This window comes from Fodinibius sp. AD559 (assembly GCF_052712805.1).
Genome location: NZ_JBQPVW010000002.1, coordinates 131,702 through 150,589 on the forward strand (window position 1 = coordinate 131,702; position 18,888 = coordinate 150,589).

The 18,888-nt window shown below is 40.8% G+C and carries 20 protein-coding genes and 1 riboswitch; of the genes, 5 read left to right on the forward strand and 15 right to left on the reverse strand.

What is annotated here, in order from left to right; translation table 11 throughout:
• Positions 1-22: 22 nt before the first annotated feature.
• Entirely contained in the window at positions 23-1,198 is a 1,176-nt protein-coding gene (locus tag ACQ4LT_RS03700; RefSeq protein ID WP_445664669.1) for a c-type cytochrome, read from the reverse strand.
• Positions 1,199-1,711: 513 nt separating this feature from the next.
• Here ACQ4LT_RS03700 and ACQ4LT_RS03705 point away from each other — a divergent pair.
• Genes ACQ4LT_RS03705 through ACQ4LT_RS03720 form a run of 4 tightly spaced genes read left to right on the forward strand, consistent with a single transcriptional unit; the run spans position 1,712 to position 5,267 of the window.
• Complete coding sequence (locus ACQ4LT_RS03705) at positions 1,712-3,214, forward strand: GNAT family N-acetyltransferase (protein WP_445664670.1); 1,503 nt, start codon at positions 1,712-1,714, stop codon at positions 3,212-3,214.
• Positions 3,174-3,470 carry a hypothetical protein gene (locus tag ACQ4LT_RS03710; RefSeq protein ID WP_445664671.1) on the forward strand — a complete coding sequence of 99 codons (297 nt, stop codon included), beginning with the start codon at positions 3,174-3,176 and terminating at the stop codon, positions 3,468-3,470. The genes ACQ4LT_RS03705 and ACQ4LT_RS03710 overlap by 41 nt, the downstream gene beginning before the upstream one ends.
• Positions 3,471-3,481: 11 nt before the next feature.
• Positions 3,482-4,096, forward strand: coding sequence for a flavin reductase (locus ACQ4LT_RS03715; RefSeq protein WP_445664672.1), 615 nt, complete (start codon positions 3,482-3,484; stop codon positions 4,094-4,096).
• Between the two features lie 10 nt (positions 4,097-4,106).
• Entirely contained in the window at positions 4,107-5,267 is a 1,161-nt protein-coding gene (locus tag ACQ4LT_RS03720) for a M20 family metallopeptidase (protein WP_445664673.1), read from the forward strand.
• A gap of 137 nt (positions 5,268-5,404) precedes the next feature.
• Here ACQ4LT_RS03720 and ACQ4LT_RS03725 read toward each other — a convergent pair whose 3' ends face one another.
• From ACQ4LT_RS03725 to ACQ4LT_RS03790, 14 genes are all read right to left on the reverse strand, one after another.
• On the reverse strand, positions 5,405-5,956 hold the full coding sequence (locus tag ACQ4LT_RS03725; RefSeq protein ID WP_445664674.1) for a hypothetical protein: 552 nt from the start codon (positions 5,954-5,956) through the stop codon (positions 5,405-5,407).
• 151 nt (positions 5,957-6,107) lie between these two features.
• Complete coding sequence (locus tag ACQ4LT_RS03730) at positions 6,108-6,893, reverse strand: phosphorylase family protein (RefSeq protein WP_445664675.1); 786 nt, start codon at positions 6,891-6,893, stop codon at positions 6,108-6,110.
• A 296-nt stretch (positions 6,894-7,189) separates the two neighbouring features.
• Positions 7,190-7,816: a class I SAM-dependent methyltransferase gene (locus tag ACQ4LT_RS03735; RefSeq protein ID WP_445664676.1), complete on the reverse strand. Its 627-nt coding sequence runs from the start codon at positions 7,814-7,816 to the stop codon at positions 7,190-7,192.
• 135 nt (positions 7,817-7,951) lie between these two features.
• Positions 7,952-9,094 carry an NAD(P)/FAD-dependent oxidoreductase gene (locus tag ACQ4LT_RS03740; RefSeq protein WP_445664677.1) on the reverse strand — a complete coding sequence of 381 codons (1,143 nt, stop codon included), beginning with the start codon at positions 9,092-9,094 and terminating at the stop codon, positions 7,952-7,954.
• A 42-nt stretch (positions 9,095-9,136) separates the two neighbouring features.
• Positions 9,137-9,961 (reverse strand): sterol desaturase family protein, encoded by an 825-nt coding sequence (locus ACQ4LT_RS03745; protein WP_445664678.1) that lies wholly within the window; start codon positions 9,959-9,961, stop codon positions 9,137-9,139.
• A 21-nt stretch (positions 9,962-9,982) separates the two neighbouring features.
• Positions 9,983-10,330, reverse strand: coding sequence for a DsrE/DsrF/TusD sulfur relay family protein (locus tag ACQ4LT_RS03750; RefSeq protein WP_445664679.1), 348 nt, complete (start codon positions 10,328-10,330; stop codon positions 9,983-9,985).
• Between the two features lie 40 nt (positions 10,331-10,370).
• Positions 10,371-10,634 carry an SHOCT domain-containing protein gene (locus tag ACQ4LT_RS03755; RefSeq protein WP_445664680.1) on the reverse strand — a complete coding sequence of 88 codons (264 nt, stop codon included), beginning with the start codon at positions 10,632-10,634 and terminating at the stop codon, positions 10,371-10,373.
• A 70-nt stretch (positions 10,635-10,704) separates the two neighbouring features.
• Positions 10,705-11,361 (reverse strand): ArsR/SmtB family transcription factor, encoded by a 657-nt coding sequence (locus tag ACQ4LT_RS03760; RefSeq protein WP_445664681.1) that lies wholly within the window; start codon positions 11,359-11,361, stop codon positions 10,705-10,707.
• A gap of 409 nt (positions 11,362-11,770) precedes the next feature.
• Positions 11,771-12,382 carry a Tll0287-like domain-containing protein gene (locus tag ACQ4LT_RS03765; RefSeq protein WP_445664682.1) on the reverse strand — a complete coding sequence of 204 codons (612 nt, stop codon included), beginning with the start codon at positions 12,380-12,382 and terminating at the stop codon, positions 11,771-11,773.
• Positions 12,383-12,473: 91 nt separating this feature from the next.
• Positions 12,474-12,851 (reverse strand): hypothetical protein, encoded by a 378-nt coding sequence (locus ACQ4LT_RS03770; protein WP_445664683.1) that lies wholly within the window; start codon positions 12,849-12,851, stop codon positions 12,474-12,476.
• Between the two features lie 687 nt (positions 12,852-13,538).
• The gene (locus ACQ4LT_RS03775; protein WP_445664684.1) at positions 13,539-13,940 is read right to left on the reverse strand and encodes a TraR/DksA family transcriptional regulator; all 402 of its coding nucleotides are present in this window, start codon (positions 13,938-13,940) and stop codon (positions 13,539-13,541) included.
• Positions 13,941-14,281: 341 nt separating this feature from the next.
• A riboswitch (TPP riboswitch) is annotated at positions 14,282-14,381 on the reverse strand.
• Between the two features lie 313 nt (positions 14,382-14,694).
• Positions 14,695-16,110 (reverse strand): nicotinate phosphoribosyltransferase, encoded by a 1,416-nt coding sequence (locus ACQ4LT_RS03780; RefSeq protein WP_445664685.1) that lies wholly within the window; start codon positions 16,108-16,110, stop codon positions 14,695-14,697.
• A gap of 11 nt (positions 16,111-16,121) precedes the next feature.
• A complete protein-coding gene (locus tag ACQ4LT_RS03785) occupies positions 16,122-16,733 on the reverse strand; it encodes a phosphoribosyltransferase (RefSeq protein WP_445664686.1) in 612 nt (203 codons plus the stop codon).
• A gap of 207 nt (positions 16,734-16,940) precedes the next feature.
• Positions 16,941-18,089 (reverse strand): hypothetical protein, encoded by a 1,149-nt coding sequence (locus ACQ4LT_RS03790; RefSeq protein WP_445664687.1) that lies wholly within the window; start codon positions 18,087-18,089, stop codon positions 16,941-16,943.
• Between the two features lie 464 nt (positions 18,090-18,553).
• Between ACQ4LT_RS03790 and ACQ4LT_RS03795 the strand changes: the two genes are divergently transcribed.
• Positions 18,554-18,880, forward strand: coding sequence for a DUF5335 family protein (locus tag ACQ4LT_RS03795; RefSeq protein WP_445664688.1), 327 nt, complete (start codon positions 18,554-18,556; stop codon positions 18,878-18,880).
• The last annotated feature ends 8 nt before the right edge of the window (positions 18,881-18,888 follow it).

Here is an 18,888-nt window from a genome sequence, read left to right on the forward strand (position 1 = left end):
CTCCTTTTAGTTGAACTATTTTTTACCAGCCTTCAAAGAAGCCGCCGTCAAACCAGTCCCAGAGAATGTATACCATAAACTGGGAATCTCTTGCGGGATCATCCGCCGGAATTCGTACACCGATATTTAGCATGATATGCTGCCTTGTATTAAGTGTTACCTGCATTTGTGGTACGATATCCCAATGAGTAGCGGTACCCGATTCAAATTCTCGTGATCCCACTACTTCAACCATGGGCGACCACGTTCGTCCCCATGGATTAGGATTAAAACTTTTGCCGATCGCTGCCCGCCAAAATGCCTCATCTCCGGCCTCTCGAATCAGCGGAAGTTCAAGGCCCGTCTGTGCATGGAAAAATCCGTTGGCCGGCAATAGCTGTCCAAATGAAGCAAAAGGTTCCAGAACGGTTGTTCCTTTTCCCAATCCCGATCCGGTATCACCGGTAGGAAAAATTACTTCTCCGGTAAGGCTAAGGATTGTTCCGCTATCATAGTTGTGAAATAGTGCTCGTTTAACTCCTACAGCCATATCGCCCAGATGTCCCCCTGTCCAATTGCCGCCGGGCTGTTGGCGGTATCCAAATGGGACAACTATTTCGACTTGGTTACGCGCCCCAAAACGTTGTTCATACACAATTTCATTATTAACAGCACCTTCGTTTTCCACATCAATTGACGTGGTGAATACCGCTTCGTCTTCGGGATAAGCTTTTTCAGTAAGCAGTGGGCGGGGCATATTGAGTTCTCCACGGGGCCAGTTATCATCCGTACAGAAACTTCTAATATGATTCAGGATTTTTTGTAGATCTTTCTCTGGCAGAGCTTCGCCGAATGCAGGCATCTGGGTAGAAAATCCTCTTGTTGGACCACCCTGATGGGCTACTGCTAACCAGTCGCCGTTGGGCTCACGGCTGGCAAAATTACATTTAGTAAAGTCGGCGGGTTGGGCCTGTAATCCAAGCTGATCTTTTGGAGTACCTTTCCCGTTAGCACCGTGGCAGGTAGCACACGCTTTATTATAAAGTTGTTTGCCGGATAAATTTGTTGAGATTGTATCAACCCATGCATTATTTTCGAATTTGGTATCATATCTCGACGTGCTATCATATTGATAGGAATTGGTAATAGCTGTTAAAGCAAATAAAACCAAGGTGATGGAAATGGAAAATAACGATTGGTACTTCGTATAGATTTTCATGGAATACCTGCCTGTTTATTTGAAAAACAGTTTCTTATAGGTAGTAAACGAATTGCTGGTCAGAATAAAAGAGATGTAAAACCATTCTTTTTTGTAAGGTAAATTCCCACAATTCGAAATATCTTTTTATCTCGCTGTGCTGCTCTGTTGCAGAGCGTTGTATAGCTTCGTCCCGGAGCAGAGCGCCGGGACGAGATGTAGAATTAGTCTCGTTGAGCCGTTCTGCTGCTCAACGCTAAAAGCTAAGTCTTTGTCTTGGGATAGAACTACGAGACGTATATTATGCTTTGTCTTGTTGGGTTGCTCTGCGACACCACAAGCATGGAGTTTGCTGAATACATACCGAGGTAGAGCAATATACGAGATGAATACAGTTTTTTAATTCGTTAAAATTAGGGCATCTCCCTACAAAACTATTTTGGGAAAATTTATAATATATTTTAAATGGGAATGAAGTATGAACAACTTTCAATGTGATAAATAAGCGGATACTGCTTTTAATTACGAGTAGTTATGGATGCTAAATTTGAAATAGCAACAGATGAACAGATCATAAATCCAGTGTGTGATTTTACATACAGCTGGGGAGTGAACTGTGGATTGTCAAAGGGAGAAGCTCTTCGCTTTTCTGTTGCAGTAAGTGAGCTTATTACAGATGTTATTCTTTTTGCCTTTCCTGGAGATAGTAAAGAAAATTTTGAAATAGAGTTTTATCACACATTCTCCAACGTAGAAATTGTAGTTAGCGAAATGGGAGAACCATTTGATCCGGATCGCCATACTTATGACTTCCAAAAAGCGCTTGATGAAGATGATTTTGATGGAGCGGGCTTTTTGCTCATGCGATCCTTTAGCGACGATTTTTCTTTCATCAATAAAGGCAAGGAGGGCAAGGAATTCAGGCTGGCTAAGAATATTCAAATCCATGATATAGATGAGCTGTTACAGCAGTCCGCAGATCAACGAGAGGTAGAATTAAGAAATAAGGGAGATCAAAATTCTCGTGTAAACATTGAGGAGTTTACTATTAATCGTATTAAACCTACCGATGCGGAAGATATCTCAAAACTTTTTTATCGTACGTATGGATATTCTTATAACAAAGAAGATCTGTATTTGCCCAAAAAGATTGAAGAGTCAGTACTGGCAAAAGATAAGCTCGGGGTTATTGCTCGAAAAAAAGATGGAGAAGCTATTGGATTTTTTAGCGTAATTCCCAAAGATAACTCCGATATTGCAGAAGTTGGTGAAGCTGTTGTTTCTCCCAAATATCGCAGAAATGGGGTAATGAGTTCGATGATGGACCGAATTATTGAAATTGCGAAATCCCACGAGTTAACCATGTTGTTGGGTGAGGCTGTTACTCTCCATCCCGTAAGCCAAAAGGTGAATAACAAATTTGGATATAAAACAACGGCTATACAACTGGCTTCTATGGTAAATGTGAAGTACAAAGGTTTTGATGAAGAATATCCCCAGCCGATATCTATGGCTCTGGACTTTCTTCCGATCAGCCAGCCTCCGAAAAAAGCAGTTTATCTGCCGGAAAAGTACAGTGAGATTATTCTTGAAACGTATATTGAATTGGGGATGGATGTTGAGCTAAAGGAATCGGGGGCCTATCATTTGGCTGATAAATCAGATATTGATCTGGAAATTGACTATTCCAGTTCCTCATCACTCATAATTGTCAAGAGATATGGAAAGGATTTCTTTACCGTACTCTCTGATATGGTTAGCAGTCTCGAGGAGAAATCACCCAAAACGATATTGCTGGATTTACCCCTTAAAAATAGGGCTACTCCTGAGCAATTTTTAAATATAACGTCCTTGAATTTTATCTACTGTGGATTATTGCCACAATTTCATTTTGATACCGATTTTCTTCGACTGCAGAAAGTGTACTCTGCAATCGATTTTAGTATTATTGATATTTATTCGGAATTTGGCCAAAAAATAAAATCATTTATTGCTGATGAATACCATATCCACTCAGAAGAAAGGCAAAAAACTTGAAATAATCGTGCAGGGCGATTTCAATTTGCGGACTAAAAAGAAGATATTAAGTCGCCTTAGTCCGGCCATTGACAAGCTGGTTATAAACTTGATTAGTAGTGAACGTATTGATAGTGAGGGTGTTATATTTTTACACCGATGGCTGCAAAAGGGAAATGAATTACAACTTATTGAACCCCCGGCTATCTTCTTCGAAATACTGGAAATTTTAAATATAGATAGCTCGTGGGACTTCGAAAAAATCATAGCTGAATAAATATATAGCATATGCCTAATCAATCTTCTTCACCAATGATCGACATTTCGGATGATCCGGATATATGGACCCGCTTTTTTATGGTTCATGCTCTGCTCATTATTGGCAGCCGGGAAAAAGACGGTAGTTATAATATGGCTCCAAAACATATGGCTATGCCGCTGGGCATAGGACCTTATTTAGGTTTTATGGGTACGCCCCGTAAAACAACCTATCAGAATATCGAACGCGAAAAAGAGTTTACGGTTAGTTTTCCACAACCCGATCAGCTTGTGCAAACTAGCCTGGCAGCTTCTCCCCGTGAAGATGATGATAGTAAACCGGTTATTGATGCCATCTCCACGGTAGAAGCCGAAAAAATAGACGGAGCGTTTATGGAAAATTCCTATTTACAGCTGGAGTGTACGCTCCATGACATCATGGGAAAATTTGGGGAGTGGGAAATGATAGTTGGGAAAATTGTTGCAGCCTATGTACACAAAGATGCACTACGGCGTCAGGGGGATGACGCCGATAATGGCAGGTTGATTGCCGAATCACCGTTGTTAGCTTATTTGCATCCCGGTAGATTTAGTACCATCAAGAAAAGCACTACCTTTCCTTTACCGAAAGATTTTAAAGCATAACAGAGTTGGCATGACAGAATTAGGTCGGGAGTTACATGATTTTTTCAGGGAAAAGAAAATGGATTTTATAGATCTGCTTCAATCACTTGTCAAGCAGGAAACACCATCTAATGCCCCCTCTTCTTTCGATGAAATATTAGATATTTTATCCAATAATTTTCAAGACCTGGGTTTTGATGTACAGCATATAGAAGGCCAGCAGACTGCGGGACAACTGCTTTGTAAACCTGAGAATTTTAGCCCTGAGACTTCAACCCAGCTTGTACTCGGGCATATTGATACAGTCTGGAATATTGGAACGCTAAATGAGATGCCTTTTGCCGTTAATGGAAATGAGGCTGTCGGACCCGGGATATTTGATATGAAAGCGGGCATCTGTATGATGATTTTTGCAATGAAAGCTATCAGGAAGCTGAATAAAGGACTTGAGGTAGCACCTGTTTTTTTGATTACTACTGACGAAGAAATCGGTAGCGGGGAATCCAAAGATCTTATTTTTGAACAGGCTAAAGAGGCTGAACGAACTTACGTGCTGGAGCCATCTCTTGGGCCGGAGGGTAAAATTAAGACCCAACGTAAAGGCATTGGTCATTTCGAAATCATTATAAAAGGTCAGCCTTCGCATGCGGGACTCGATCCTGAAAAAGGCGTAAGTGCGATTGTCGGCTTGTCAAATGTTGTTCAGCAGCTTGTAGAGCTCAATGAGCCGGAAAAGGGCATAAGCGTAAATGTGGGTACAATCGAGGGAGGTGAGCGGGCTAATGTTGTGGCTGCGAAAAGCAAAGCTGTAGTTGATGTACGAGTACCTACCAAGGAAGACGGTAAGGAGATAAAAAAGAGGATTTATAACATTGAACCTAATCTCGAGGGTATTGAAATTACAGTGACTGGCGATATAGGTCGCCCCCCGCTTGAAAAAAGTGAAGCTAATCAAAAGTTGTGGGAGATAACAAAATCTTTGGGTGCAGATTTGGACCTGGATTTACAGGAGGGTATGTCAGGTGGTGGTTCCGACGGTAACTTTACAAATCTTTATTCACCAACTATTGATGGGCTTGGTGCGGTGGGGGAAGGAGCCCACGCCTATCACGAAAAAATATTCTTGCAAGAGACGCTAAAACGTGCTGAGCTTTTAACTCTTTTACTGTTGCATCCTTCACTGGAATTTTAGCTGTGGGAGATTTCATATATTAATAAAAGACAAACTGTAAAAAGTAGGTTCCCAGCTACCGGTTTTACTCAATTGGATTAGTAATCGGATTTAGACGGTGAGCGTTTACAAATAGGTCGTCTCAATAGTTTTTTTATTTACATCTGCCCATTGGCAATCATCCAGTGATGAAGCTGATGATGAGCGCCTTCAGCCAATAACCCTATATATCCCAGGGCACGGATTTTTTCCACTTCAGAGTTGTTTTCAGTAGTACAGGTAATAACCCATTTGTTTTTATCCTGTTTGGCGACCATTGTCCATCCTTTTTCCTCTTTTATCATGGCGGGATGCATGCTAAATAATCTTTTGAGCGCTTCGCCGGCACGTTCTGTTTTGGGTCGAACCTGAACTTCTATGCCGTTTGCAACAGGCTTTTGTTCAATGATGGCTACTTCTTCGGTAAATGCTTTCATATCAAGCAGATGTTGACGCAATGCTTCCAAATCAACCTTTGACCAATCAGTATCTGGGTTGGTCTCTAGTTTTTGTACTACTTCCTGGATAGTTCCAAAGATATCATTACCGGGCATTGAAAGGGGCGTATCACTTTTATCCATCTGATGTTGGCCGTGAACCGTTCCTGCCATACAAAATATGATTAACGTTATAACCCATTTAGTTGAAAAATCATTAGTTCGATTGCTCATTGTTATCATTGGTTTTAGTTAAAGTTCGAAAATTATGAAGTCATAAAATGTTTGTCGGAGTTGCTTTTTACGTTCAATAAATCACTTTCACTTTTTGTCCGCTTTTTTGATCACTCAACTGTTTGGAGTACAAGTACTGGGTTTTTCTAAACTAGGGATCTATTCTATACATGACCTCTTTGATAAGATTCAGGGAATCAATGCTACCGTTTTCTACTCCCTTCTCAAAGTCACCGGCCTCTTGGGCCATGGTGTTGGTCAAGTGAGCAAAACAGACCACCGGTTGCTGTTTAGCCTTTGCAAAAGCATACAGTGCCGCTGCTTCCATTTCAACAGCTGTTATTCCTTTTTCTTCTGCTCCACGAATAGCGGATTGGATCTCTCGGTATGGAGCGTCGGTCGTCCAGCTTTGGCCTATACCCACTGAGAATTCCGGGTCGGATTGCAGGCCTTGAAGGTTATCTAATATCTCCCGATTAAGATGCGCTGGTTCTTCGGGAGGAAGATAGTGATAGCTGGTTCCCTCATCTCGCAGGGCTTGGTCAATCAGTATAAACTGCTCGCCTCCGGGCGGCGAAGCGATCGTGCCGGCTGAGGTTATACTGATTAAAAGTTGGCAGCCACTGGCAAACATTTGTTCAGCAACCAATACGGCAAAGGAAGCGCCCACGGCCTCTCCGATAATACCAACGATCTGGTTGTTGAGTTCAAACTCATGCATTGTTGTATGATAGCCTGCCCAACATTTGTTCATAGAAGCTCTGCCACTTTTATTCAAGTAGGATACGATATCACCATCAGGATCGAGTATGCAGACTTCGGGAATATTACATTCAGGCAATCCTTTTTGGCGACGGGCCTCCCGCAACAGGTTTTCGGGTTTGAATACGGACTCTTCTGTATAGTCCTGCTTGTTCAGTAAGTAACTTCCTTCCATACTACTATGAATACTGATTGATTAAAGTGTTACCGGCATTTGGATGGTAAATAGATTACCAAGATCGGGATTTGATTGATCTTCACGAAATTCATAGTTGGCTGAAAGGCACGTGTTGCCAACAAAGTAATAACTGGCTCCGATGGTCCATTTCGTAAAATGGTCATCATCTAATAAAGTATTGCGGCCATTAAATTTATATTGGGTAAGAGTTTGTACATTTGTGTTACTATAGTACGAATTAAGTTAGCGTTGGTCTATTCAATAATGAAAAGTTTAGTCGTTCAATGCATGTCTTAATTGAGTACGGCTTTTATTGCCACAAATCCTCCTTCGCCGTATCCTGGTTGCGGCTCTTTTGGTTCTTCTTCTGAGGCGGTAATGAGTGTTTGCCAATATTCAAAGGAGCCGAATCCGGCTTCGGATAATATCTCGGTGATTTCATCGACGGAATAAAACTTGGCTTCTTTGTAAAAAGGGTTTTGGGCTTTTTCCTGCTGGTATTGTTGGCCCAACGGGCTTTCTTTGTCGATCATACCGATGATCAGCTCCCCTTCCGGTTTCAGTACCCTTTTTATCTCGCTGAGCGCTTGGTTCATATCGTCCAGAAAACACACCACGGTTACCATGACGACGAAGCCGAACGTGTTGCTGGGGAAGGGCATATTTTCCGCTTTGGCAATAAGTGTTTTGGTGCCCCGCTGTTCGGCGATCCGAGCCATATTCTCGGATGGATCTATCCCACGATCAATCGCACATGCTTTTGCAAAACGCCCCGTGCCAATGCCCACTTCAAGACCGTATTTGTTGTAGGGAACCACCTTGTCAAGAGCCTCAAGTTCCGACTCGAACAACACCGGATGCTCATCAAACCACTCGTCATATCGCTCGGTATGTTTGTCAAAAATGTCTACGTTGCTCATAAATGGTATCAAGATTTAATTTAACCAGATTAATTGGCTCCTTATTTTTGGAAATCGTCTTAGTCCTTAACTCCTGCCCTCGTAATTCATTATATAGTTAAGAAAGTATCTTATTGAAAAAAATACTATCGTTTATTAGAAATATTTGAACCACCAGTATTTTTCGAACCATATTTTTGCCCAGTGCCACCACATGCCGGGATTTTTCATTGTAACGTCAGGCTCTGGGTCTGCATAAAAATTCCCGCTGGCAAATCCAGCTTTGCCACTACCGGTTTCAAGAAAACATTGTCCTTCCCCGCTGAATTTTATTAATGATCCTTCTTCATTGATATCGGTTGCAATGTTGTGAGCCACCGTTTCGGCCTGCTTGTGAGCAAATACGCCTGCTTTAGGTAGCGATTTCCCTGCTGGCAGCGTTACGCCCGTGGCATCTCCAATCGCATATACCCCCTCATAATCGGTGGTCATCATCTCATTATCGTTTAGTGCTATCCATCCGCTTTCGCCCACTAGATTTGTTTCTCTGATTACTTGAGGGCAACGATGTTCAGGGACATAGGCCAGTAAATCTGGGGTTGTTTCAGTGCCGTTATCGAACCGCAAGGTCTTCTTATCAGAAATTCCTGACCATTGATGCTCGGGGAAATATTTAATGCCTTTGTGTTCTACAAGATTTTGCACGTTCTCTGAGACTTCCTCTCCGGCCACTCCCATCGGGTCCGCCTCAGGAGTATACAGCTCTACCTCCGCGGAGATATCATTTTGTTGTAGATAATCGTTAATCAACAAGGCTGCTTCATAAGGGGCTGCCGGACATTTAAAGGGTTTCGCAGACACAAGAACAACAACCTTTCCTCCTTCAAATTGGCTTAACGCTCTCCAAAATGATTTTGCCCCTTCCAGGGTATAGAAATTATGCCCTGTTTGTTTCAGGGAAGGAGAATCCGTCAGCTCTGCCCCGAGAGAGATGATCATGTAGTTGCCGGAATAGGTGGTCTCGTTGACCGTCACCATTTTTCGATCGGGATCAATGTTAGTAATCTCTCCGTTGACAAATTCGATCCCTTTTTGTTGCAATCGGTTTAGGTCACGGGTGACTTTTTGTGGTTTACGCTTACCTACCATCAACCAAAGCAGCGAAGGGGCATACAGATGCTGTGGTTGCTTGTCAAACATCACAATCCGGTGATTATCATTCAGGTTTTCCCGTAGCTCGGTTGCTGCGACGACTCCTCCAAGTCCACCACCGAGTACTAAAATAGTCTTGTTTTTCATAAAAAGTTATCAGTTTGTTTTGCCTAAAAATTATTAATGACGTTAGTTTTCTTTTTGTTTGAGTGGGGTTTTTATCATTCCACGTATGGTCTGGTCTTCATCCTGATCAAATTCGTCGAGTCCAATCCTGATATTTTTAGGTTCAGGGTTTTGGCGGAATGTTTTAGCAAGGCGATCCCAAAATGAGAACAACGAGCTATAATTGGAGTCGGTTTCCGGCTGCCACCGCGAATGGTGCACCCGGTGCATATTGGGAGTAACAATGATTGATCGAAGGTAGCGGTCAAATTTTTCCGGCAGACCAATATTGGCGTGATGAAATTGAACCACAGCGAACATGAGCGTTTCATAAAGCACTAGTTCCCAGAGGTAGACGCCGAAGAATGCAATCAATGGTATTCTGAATAGGGAAGAGAAGAAAATCTCTCCCAGATGAAACCGACTGGCGGTGGTTACATCCATTTCTGGATCAGAATGATGAACGCGATGGAAACGCCAGAAAAAGGAAATCTCGTGATTGATCCGGTGCCAGGCATACATCCAAAAATCCAGCAAAAGTACGGCTCCAATTCCGTGGATCCACAGAGGCATTGGGGTGGAAGATTCCAGCCAATGTAACATTCCAAATCCATTTTCTGCTGCCCAAACAGAGGCAATCATCCACAGGCCGACAAACACCACACTGACGAGTAGTGCATTAATGGCACCAATTACTAAATTGCGGAATGCATGGATGCCTCGGATTTTAAAGGAGTTATTAAACCAGGCATAAAAGGGTTGGACGCTTTCCCACATAAACAAAAGAACCAGCCCGGCTCCCATGAGTATGAGCTGCGTTTGTTGGAGTTGCTGAAGAAGCGATTCCATAGTATTAGTGCTGTTTATGATTTAAAAAGTGAGCACTTTATCACTTTTAGAAATCCATTCAGATAGTTCGGGCATTGAGCCTATTTCGGCTCCTTTGACAAATTCAGCGTCCTTGATGCCCCGGGCCGCGGCGCAGCTTCCACAGATTTTAACTTTTGCGCCCTTGGCAACCGAAAGCTTTAACATGCGTTCAATGTTATAGTATCCGTCGGGCGTATCCTGACCAGCCAAAGCGCAGGTCGCGGCATCAGCCATCAAAAAGATGCGAACGTTAACGTTATCCTTGCCCAGTTGATTGGCAATACGCATGGCGTTGTATGCCTTTTCGGTTCCGTAGGGGGCGTCGTTGATAATGATTAGTACAGTCATGGGTAGACTTATTTGATAGGTTTTTTTAAATGCGAGTTACTTATTCAGTAATTTCGTCTTTCATTCGGCGATACTGGTCTTCATCTATTTCGCCACGGGCATATCGCTTTTTCAGTATTTCTAGAGACGATTCGCCAGTGTGACTGGTTGGGGATTCACCACCTTTCCGAACCAGAAACCAGATCAGAGTTACGATCAAACCAAGGACCAACAGCCAAAAAACCATCATCAGCCCTATGCCGAAACCACCCCAGCCATCCATCATATGTTGAGGTCCATTCATTTGCAGAAGTATAGAATTCAAACCTGTCATAATAATTACCTTTTATGTTTTAACATTATACATGTAGAACTTGCCATAGCTAACATCTAATTTATTCAGCGGAAAGATTCTGTAACATCCACTCGGGATAGCCTTCTTCCAACCGTTTTGATTCGAAGCCGTGCTGTTTGAGTAGTTCTACAGCATCATCAGCCATAGCACACAACGGTCCCCGGCAATAGGCAACAATCTGCTTGTCTTTGGGTAGATCTTTCATCCGTTCTTCCAATTCTTTGGTCGGGATAGAGATAGCACCAGGAATATGTCCTTCTTTATATTCCTCGTCGGGCCGGACGTCTAATACCAACACTTCGTTATCTTCCATGCGCTGGTGCAAATCTTCCAGCGAAACAGTTTCCAGGCTTTGGCGGTCATTGCGGAAATCGCGAATTAACCGTTGTATTTCCGCGTTTTGGGTAAACCCAAATTCCCGCAAAGACTTCCATACTTCGTAAACCTTGGAATTTGTAAGAGAGTAGTAGTTATACTTCCCCTTTTTTTCTGCTTTAGCCAGACGCGCCTTCTTTAAGACCTGCAGGTGCTGCGAGGCATTGGCAATACTGAGTCGGGTATTTTCCGCAATATATTCTACCGAGCAGGGACCCTGTGCCAACAGTTCAATAACTTCAAGCCGATGGGAATTTGCCATGGCCTTTGTTATCGTTGCCAGTTCCGTATAAATATTGGTTTTAAAATCTCTGACATCCATAACAAACGTGGTTTTAGATTATCGAATAGAAAAATAACCAATAACATTATAACATTCAATATAATTATTGAATGTTATTTGATTGTCAGAGTATAGATACCTAAAAAGCTTTTAGATCGGTGTATTGATTTAGCAGATCGGCGGTTTTAGTTTAAACAGTTCAGCAAATTTATTCCCGTAAAATCAGTCGGGAGTTTTTCATTTGAGATTATTGCTGGGAAAAGTGGAGCAAAATATTATTCCCGCGGTTGCACTTATTTCAATTACTTGTGCCATTTTATTGATGCGTAATATTCGGGAGTCGGATTAAATCTCATAAAAAGATTCCATTGATACTGCTGAGGCTGCTCAAAACGTTGATTTCTGTGCCAGCATAGTATATCCAGACAAAAAGAGTTTGGTCTGTTTATTATTCTTGGCCTTCTGAAAAGGATGCTTTTGGAAAATCAATACTCCAGATGCCGCGTAATTCTCCCATTTCAAAATCGGTGGCTTTATCCTTGGGATATAGTTTTTGGATGGTTTCGAAATCTGACATCCTAATATCCGTTCCCGGGTCACCGTGACAGTTCAGGCAAAGCTGGTTGGTAATACGGATAGGGGCATGAAAGGAAATTGTGTTCTCATGGGCATAGGTTGTCGGTTTCAAGTCCTCGTTTTCTTTAATCTTTCGAAGATACTTTTCTATGGTTTTCATTTCGAGAGAATCGGCACGGTTGACAGGATTTCTGGGCTGATGAGATGCGCGACGAAGTTCTATCCCGTAGTGTGCAGAAAGGGAATCAGTGAGGGGCATTGCTTCAACATTGCAAAATTCTAAGGCATACCCTATACCGCCCTCTTTCATAGCCTGTTTTAGATTACTACTCAATGTTTTAAAAGCAACCTGTGATATTTTTTGGCCCTCTTCAATTACAACTAAGGTATCAATAGGTGCTGTATTATTTTCCATCGACTGGTTATCAGATTGGTGCCCGCAGCCTATTAAAAGCACAAAGAAGGTAAGAATTACAAATCGCATAGATTTTTTTTATTAAATATTTATCTGCATACTATAAAATCTAATAGAGATGAACGACAGTAAAATGACGACAAACGTGTGGTCGAATTCCTTACATTTCCCAGATTTGGTCCACGGATAAGTTATTTTTTTCACACCATTCTCTTACCCTATCTTTATGGCCATATTTTGTTACGAAAACAAAATCAGCATCCCACTGTTGATCGCCGAGATTGATTAATTTGCGAATGAAATGTTTGTTTTTATCCATAACTAATGGGTTACCATCAATGAATTCGAAATAATAGGTTACTTCATTTTTACTGGCAACGAAAGGAGGGGTGTAATCTTCTTTTCCCAAAATATTATGATGAATTTTGGGGCTAGGATATTCTGGATGTTTTTCTATCTGGATCTCTGAAAAATCGAGATGTTTAAGTACGCGTTCCAGTTTATCAAAAAGTTCCTCTTTGACAGATTCATTTATCATAGTTATTACTTTTTGTATACAAAACAAAGGTCTACTAAAGACGAATAGAATTAATATGATAAGAAAAAAGCTGGCAATTGCACTATAAAATTTCGGTTATTGTAAGGTTCTAATTGAGTCAATCTGTCGGGTAAAATACGAAGTATAACCTAAAAACCACTTCAAACATAGTTAGTTATCCCTTAGGTCAAACCCAAGCTGTATAATCTATTATATTTTGTTCGTAAAAATAATCTTTACCAACAGTTTAAATTTTAGTCACAAGTGGAGCGGTGATCATTTAGTTTATTGTCTGGGATCTGGTGGATGGCTTAATCTTTGAGTTATTGGTAAAAAAGTCCGGACTGCCAATTTAAGGTAATATTTGATGGGGATACCAAGCTTGGTGGATTAATGATCCTAAACATCGGCGATTTCCAGAATGTGCGCCATGTTTTTGCTCCCTCTCATTTATACCCTTGCTTTATTATTTCATCATAGATGGTTTCATTAACCTCACGAAGATGATATGTGCGGTAGTATGGATACACATATTCAGTTAAGGTAAATCGAGGCTATAGCTGAAGGAACAGCAACATATGAAAAAAGCTGCTGTATTTGCATACAGCAGCTTAATACTCTTTATCGTTTTCCGTGAAATTTTTCTTTCGGTATATGATGATAAGCTTTAAGTATTTGGAAAAATTATCATTTCTTATCGAGCCCTTGTTTTTTTGCCTCTATACTATGCCGGGTGTGAGGGACTGCTTCCAGCCTCTCTTTTGAAATTGGTTTACCGGTTGACTGACAGATGCCATAAGTACCATTTTCGATACGTTCAAGAGCATCATCAATTTCTCCTATAAATTTTTTGGTCCGTTCAAGCAATTGATAGTTCATCTCTTGGTCTTCCATTTCTGTTCCTACATCGCCCTGATGATGGGTTAATGAGGAGTAGTCAGCGTCATCAGATTCATTTGAATCAGATATACTACTTTTAATTTTATCTGCCTGTTCTCGGGCTTCTTGCCGTTTTTCTAAAAGAAGTTTCTTAAAATGTTGTAGCTCCTGTTCATTAAAAGGCGATTGCTCTATTTTGGATTGTTCCATGATATATCCTCCTTATCTTAGAATTTCTTTATTAATACCGATTAAGCTGGGTATAGGGTATAGTAGATTATCCTAATATAATGTAGTGCTAATACTTACATATGCTTATATGTATTAGTTTATAGGTTTAATGTTATAATATTTGTGATTTTTGCACGTCTATTACAAGATAGCAGGACTACCTATTTTATTATAAATCTAAAAAACTTGATAGAATATGATATTTATACAAAACATCGGTAATAGATGTTTCCATAGAAAAGTTGCGAAACTTTTACAGTGATAGTTTATAAATGAAAAGCCCTTACAAATTAATGCAAGGGCTAATCATTCTCTCTGGTAATAAAAGCCGTTGGTTTCCTTGCGTCCGAATTACCGGATTCAAGTTCAAGGGGTTTAATCTCAGTCCCGAAACAAATCGGAACACCCTCAACCTTCGGCTTATTGTTAGTCACCTCTCGGTGATCAACGAAAACCTGAGCACACTCTTTATATTTCTTCGGTTAAAGAAGTATATCGAGAAGTCGGAGGTATATTTCAAGACTTATCTACCGTTGTACCAAAGTACATCAGTAAACTGTGCTCTTTTGAAGTCAATATGTCAAAGTCTCTATTAGTAATATAAGCTTAACGAGTCCTCCCAAATGTGAGGGAAACTCCTGTTGAGCATGTGGGGATTTCATCTTCGAAAGATTCTATTAATGTCAAAAAAGTTAATCAGGAGCAATTACTTTTTTTAGAACTTTATATGGATTTATCTCGGAATTTTATCTTTAAGTTGCTTTACCAACTGGTCTCGTTTTTGTTTTAATGATTTGCTTAATCCAATCTTATAAAGATGGGGATTCTCAAATCTTTTGTACTCCTTTGGAAGTTTATCCAATCGTTTTCGACTATATTTCTTGATTTCATTAAGAGATTTTGATTCCGTTACTCGTCTTCCATCTTCCATCACTTTATGTAGCAATGGTTCTTTTTTAAAATTGCTGATGTCGAGCGACTTTTTAGAATCTGAAGGATGAACAATAGCGTTAATATCTTGTTCTTCGGCAAGAGCTACGGCATCGGCTCCATAAAAAGTACCATCTTCTTTTAGTATGCGATACACCTGTTTTTTGCCCGGCAGATTGATCTTTTCCGGGGTTTCAGAAAGTTTAATCCTTGGCTTCTTATTGGCGTAGCTCAGTTTGTATACGCCATCTAAAGCAGCATCCGGGCGGCCGGTTACCAAGCTTGTTCCTACTCCAAAAAGATCGATGGGAGCTTGTTGATTGAGCAGACTTTTGATTACGTGTTCATCCAACTGGTTTGATGCAGCAATCTTCACATAATTGAGCCCTGCATCATCCAGCATCTCGCGAGATTTTTTGGCCAGCCACGCCAGGTCACCACTGTCCAGTCGAATGCCTTTGAGTCTATTACCCCGTTCTTCCATCTCTTTTGCTACTTTAATAGCATTGGGAACGCCGCTCCTTAGGGTATCATAGGTATCTACCAGCAGTACACAGTCTTTTGTTCGTACTTCCGCAAAGTCGCGAAAGGATGATATTTCATCGTCATAACGTTGAACGAAGGAGTGAGCCATTGTTCCCGAAACCGGAATTTGATAGTCACGTCCCGATCGTACATTGCTGGTAGCATCAAAACCGCCGATTATTGCTGCCCGGCTGGCATTATATCCGCCAAGACCGGGTGCTCTTCGCAGGCCAAAATCAACCAGTTTGCGATCTCCTGCAGCCAATCGCATACGGCTGGCTTTGGTAGCGATAAGTGATTGGTAGTTTAAAATATTCAGGATGAGTGTCTCCAGAATTTGAGCTTCTATGATCGGACCTTCAACACTTAAGATCGGCCGATTGGGGAATACAAGATCTCCTTCGCGGGGGGCATAAACAGTACCTGTAAAACGAAACTCTTTAAGGTATTCAAGAAATTCCGGGTCCATTCCTTCCCCTTCAAGGAATTCTATATCTTTTTCGTCAAACTGTAGCTGTTCCACGGTTTGTAGCAGATCTTCGAGACCGGCCAAAATAGCATATCCGCCTTCGAAAGGAAGCTTTCGGAAAAAGTAATCAAATATGGCCGTCTCGTTTTTTAAACCTTTGTGAAAATAAACCTGGGCCATGGTTAATTCATACTGATCGGTATAAGTTGCGGTATAGTCTAACATAAGATTAGTTTTTAACGATAGTTTTCCTTTAGCTGCATGATTTTTTCAAGCAATTGTTCATCTATTTCGAGATCGTATTTGTTAGCCAGATGCTTGTGGATTATCTCTTCGGATTGATCCAGCATATTATCCTTTTCCAGAAATTCCAATATATCCTCTGTTGCAGCCCACTGATATATCAACCATTTCCATTTTTTCAGCTTTTTAGCGGTAAAATCCGCATTAAATATAGTGTGAGATTTTTCATGTAAAACGGCAGTTTTCAAGAGTGAAGGTTCTATGGATTGGACATGATCAACCGCAGCTTTCATCGTTTCTCCAGAATCATTTACATCGTCGATCAAAAGGACATTTTGCTTTTTGATATCCCCACTGACAGGATCGATAATTTTGGCTTCTTCCATTTTCTCTGCGCCCTCTTGGTAATGTTTTATTTGCAGGGATGTTAGGCGATTGATATTTAAGAAATCACAAATTAAACGGGCCGGAAGCGCTCCACCGCGAGCGATAGCTACGACAATATCAAATGATATCCCACTATTCATGATGTTTTGGGCAAGTTCATGGGTAGTCTTATATACCTCATCAAGCGAAACAATTCTTGCAGTAAAGTCTTCTTTCATAGCTAAAATATTTAATTTTCATCCGTATGATTATCGAAATAAAAACCATCATAAATTGTAAGGGAGATCATTATTATTAATAAATGTATCTCCGGAGAATAGGAGAGAAGTATGTTTTCATTGATATTACTGTGTGTTTTACTAAACAGAAAGCGGATGATTAATTGTATAACGTAAAAAGGGTAAGGTGTTCAAACAGCCGGTTAATTATTCGGGATTTCTATTGGGAGATTTTTGCTGAATGAAGAGGTTCCTTCTCATCCAGATATAGTATGCCAGGCTTCCCAGACCAAAGAACAAGAGTAGGGCATGGATGAACCAACCGATGAAGGGAAGATTGACAAGTATAGCAACAACAATCATCCCGAGAGCAAATCCCCAGTAATAAGTGGAAGTGGTTGTTTCATCTTGAAAATAGCTGATGCTCATGACTCCCAAGATCATGGCTACCAGTAGATAACTGACAAACAAGGCCATACCATAGAATACAGTAAGAATAATCGAAAGTGGTATAGTAAGTACTAAGACTGAGAGTAGTAAAATGGCCAAGGGCATTACAATAAATGTGAGTAGTCCTATACCGGTATTTTTAAAAAATCCCTCAGTAGAAAAGCGGTATAGGTCGGAAGAGGTTTGTTGAAAAAGTCGTATGAGCACTAACCCAGTTATCAAAAATGAAAGATACAATCCGACTTTGAAGAGAATAATGGGCCAAAAACTGGGCTCATTAATTGTGATACTTAAGTTATTGGGAATGTGTCCCAGGTTTTCTCTGTACACTTGTTCGTCACTAGTGATGTCAGTGCCATATTCGGCCCGGTAATCCGATCCAAATGTAAAATTGTGGCCAAAAAGCTGTGTTTTGTTAGTAACGGCACCATTTAAGTCCATATTATCCGCGGATGCCATTAATTTTCCGTGTATTGTTCCGCCATGAAATAGAAATGAGGCGGCAGCAATATGGGCATTTCCCTTAATTCGGGCATTATCCGTTATTCGAATTTCGCGCCCTGCAACAAAAATATCTCCGTTTATTACACCGTCGATGACAATTGTTTCACCTACCCCCATCAGTAAATCACCAATTGTACCACGCACCGTTATACGGCGGCCAGCCAGTATGGCATCGTCTGATATGATCCCGTCAATATTTAAGAGTTCTGCTGCGGAAAAGAGGTCGTTTCCCAGCCATCCATAAATTTCAAGAGTTTGTCCGGCGGCCATTAGTTGGGTTTGAATAGAATCCGTTTCGGAAACACGTATAAGTTCTCCGCTCTTGTACACACTCCCTTGGGCTATCACTAAACTATGAGATAATAATGTGACTAAAATTATAGCTAATAATTTTTTCATCATCTTTTCTTTTTGATGGTTTTGTATGTGATAAAATGATATCAAGCAATTATTAAATAATAGTAATTATTGAGTATCATTTTGTGGAAGAGATTCGGGTTATGATGTAAGTAAATCCCTGATACCTGTAGTTGTTTTTAAAGAAGAAAAAAATCCAGCTCGTGCACTGCTTTGCTTATTGCTTTGTTTGGGTTTGTGGGAGGGAGTACAAAAAGATTCCCATATGATCTAAATCAATAGTAATAGTGCGAAGCGCTCATTATTTGTGGCATCATTGCGTTGTTCGACTCCGAAGGGGAGACTCACAATTTATTCTCGTGAGTAGCGGGAACTTTGAATATCATTAATTGTTGAACAGCCTTCAACATGTAGGGAATTTACCTTCATCAAGAGCAGGAAACCGCCCTATACATCTTATGACAATATATAGCATTATTGGAGCTAATATTTAATAAAAGGCTATCATTATGCCCATCAGAGAAATTGAAAAAGAAGAATGGCAGAATTATTTCGACGCATTTTCTAAAAAATACTTAAAAGACGAAGAACCGGAATACGTCGAGATTACAGTACTGGATGATTCTGCCGGAGCACAACTGGAATCGCATTGGATGCCGTTAAGGGGTATTACTTTTGATGATAAGAATGATCTGTTGGAGATTGAGCTGGATAAATTAAAACGATTAATACGCCATCCCGAAAAAATATATGTGGATGAAGCCGATAATGGTTGGCTGCTGAGTTTAGAGGTAGTTCAACGTGACGGTACCAAAGATATCATTGAAACGCGATAATAGGTTTC

Coding starts and splice junctions, on each gene's coding strand:
- ACQ4LT_RS03735 (WP_445664676.1), bottom strand. CDS start 7,816: ATGAGCAACGTAGACATTTTTGACAAACATACCGAGCGATATGACGAG.
- ACQ4LT_RS03785 (WP_445664686.1), bottom strand. CDS start 16,733: ATGAAAGAAGACTTTACTGCAAGAATTGTTTCGCTTGATGAGGTATAT.
- ACQ4LT_RS03775 (WP_445664684.1), bottom strand. CDS start 13,940: ATGGAACAATCCAAAATAGAGCAATCGCCTTTTAATGAACAGGAGCTA.
- ACQ4LT_RS03780 (WP_445664685.1), bottom strand. CDS start 16,110: ATGTTAGACTATACCGCAACTTATACCGATCAGTATGAATTAACCATG.
- ACQ4LT_RS03795 (WP_445664688.1), top strand. CDS start 18,554: ATGCCCATCAGAGAAATTGAAAAAGAAGAATGGCAGAATTATTTCGAC.
- ACQ4LT_RS03760 (WP_445664681.1), bottom strand. CDS start 11,361: ATGGATGTCAGAGATTTTAAAACCAATATTTATACGGAACTGGCAACG.
- ACQ4LT_RS03715 (WP_445664672.1), top strand. CDS start 3,482: ATGCCTAATCAATCTTCTTCACCAATGATCGACATTTCGGATGATCCG.
- ACQ4LT_RS03745 (WP_445664678.1), bottom strand. CDS start 9,961: ATGGAATCGCTTCTTCAGCAACTCCAACAAACGCAGCTCATACTCATG.
- ACQ4LT_RS03705 (WP_445664670.1), top strand. CDS start 1,712: ATGGATGCTAAATTTGAAATAGCAACAGATGAACAGATCATAAATCCA.
- ACQ4LT_RS03790 (WP_445664687.1), bottom strand. CDS start 18,089: ATGATGAAAAAATTATTAGCTATAATTTTAGTCACATTATTATCTCAT.
- ACQ4LT_RS03730 (WP_445664675.1), bottom strand. CDS start 6,893: ATGGAAGGAAGTTACTTACTGAACAAGCAGGACTATACAGAAGAGTCC.
- ACQ4LT_RS03720 (WP_445664673.1), top strand. CDS start 4,107: ATGACAGAATTAGGTCGGGAGTTACATGATTTTTTCAGGGAAAAGAAA.
- ACQ4LT_RS03750 (WP_445664679.1), bottom strand. CDS start 10,330: ATGACTGTACTAATCATTATCAACGACGCCCCCTACGGAACCGAAAAG.
- ACQ4LT_RS03770 (WP_445664683.1), bottom strand. CDS start 12,851: ATGATAAATGAATCTGTCAAAGAGGAACTTTTTGATAAACTGGAACGC.
- ACQ4LT_RS03710 (WP_445664671.1), top strand. CDS start 3,174: ATGAATACCATATCCACTCAGAAGAAAGGCAAAAAACTTGAAATAATC.
- ACQ4LT_RS03740 (WP_445664677.1), bottom strand. CDS start 9,094: ATGAAAAACAAGACTATTTTAGTACTCGGTGGTGGACTTGGAGGAGTC.
- ACQ4LT_RS03700 (WP_445664669.1), bottom strand. CDS start 1,198: ATGAAAATCTATACGAAGTACCAATCGTTATTTTCCATTTCCATCACC.
- ACQ4LT_RS03765 (WP_445664682.1), bottom strand. CDS start 12,382: ATGCGATTTGTAATTCTTACCTTCTTTGTGCTTTTAATAGGCTGCGGG.
- ACQ4LT_RS03725 (WP_445664674.1), bottom strand. CDS start 5,956: ATGAGCAATCGAACTAATGATTTTTCAACTAAATGGGTTATAACGTTA.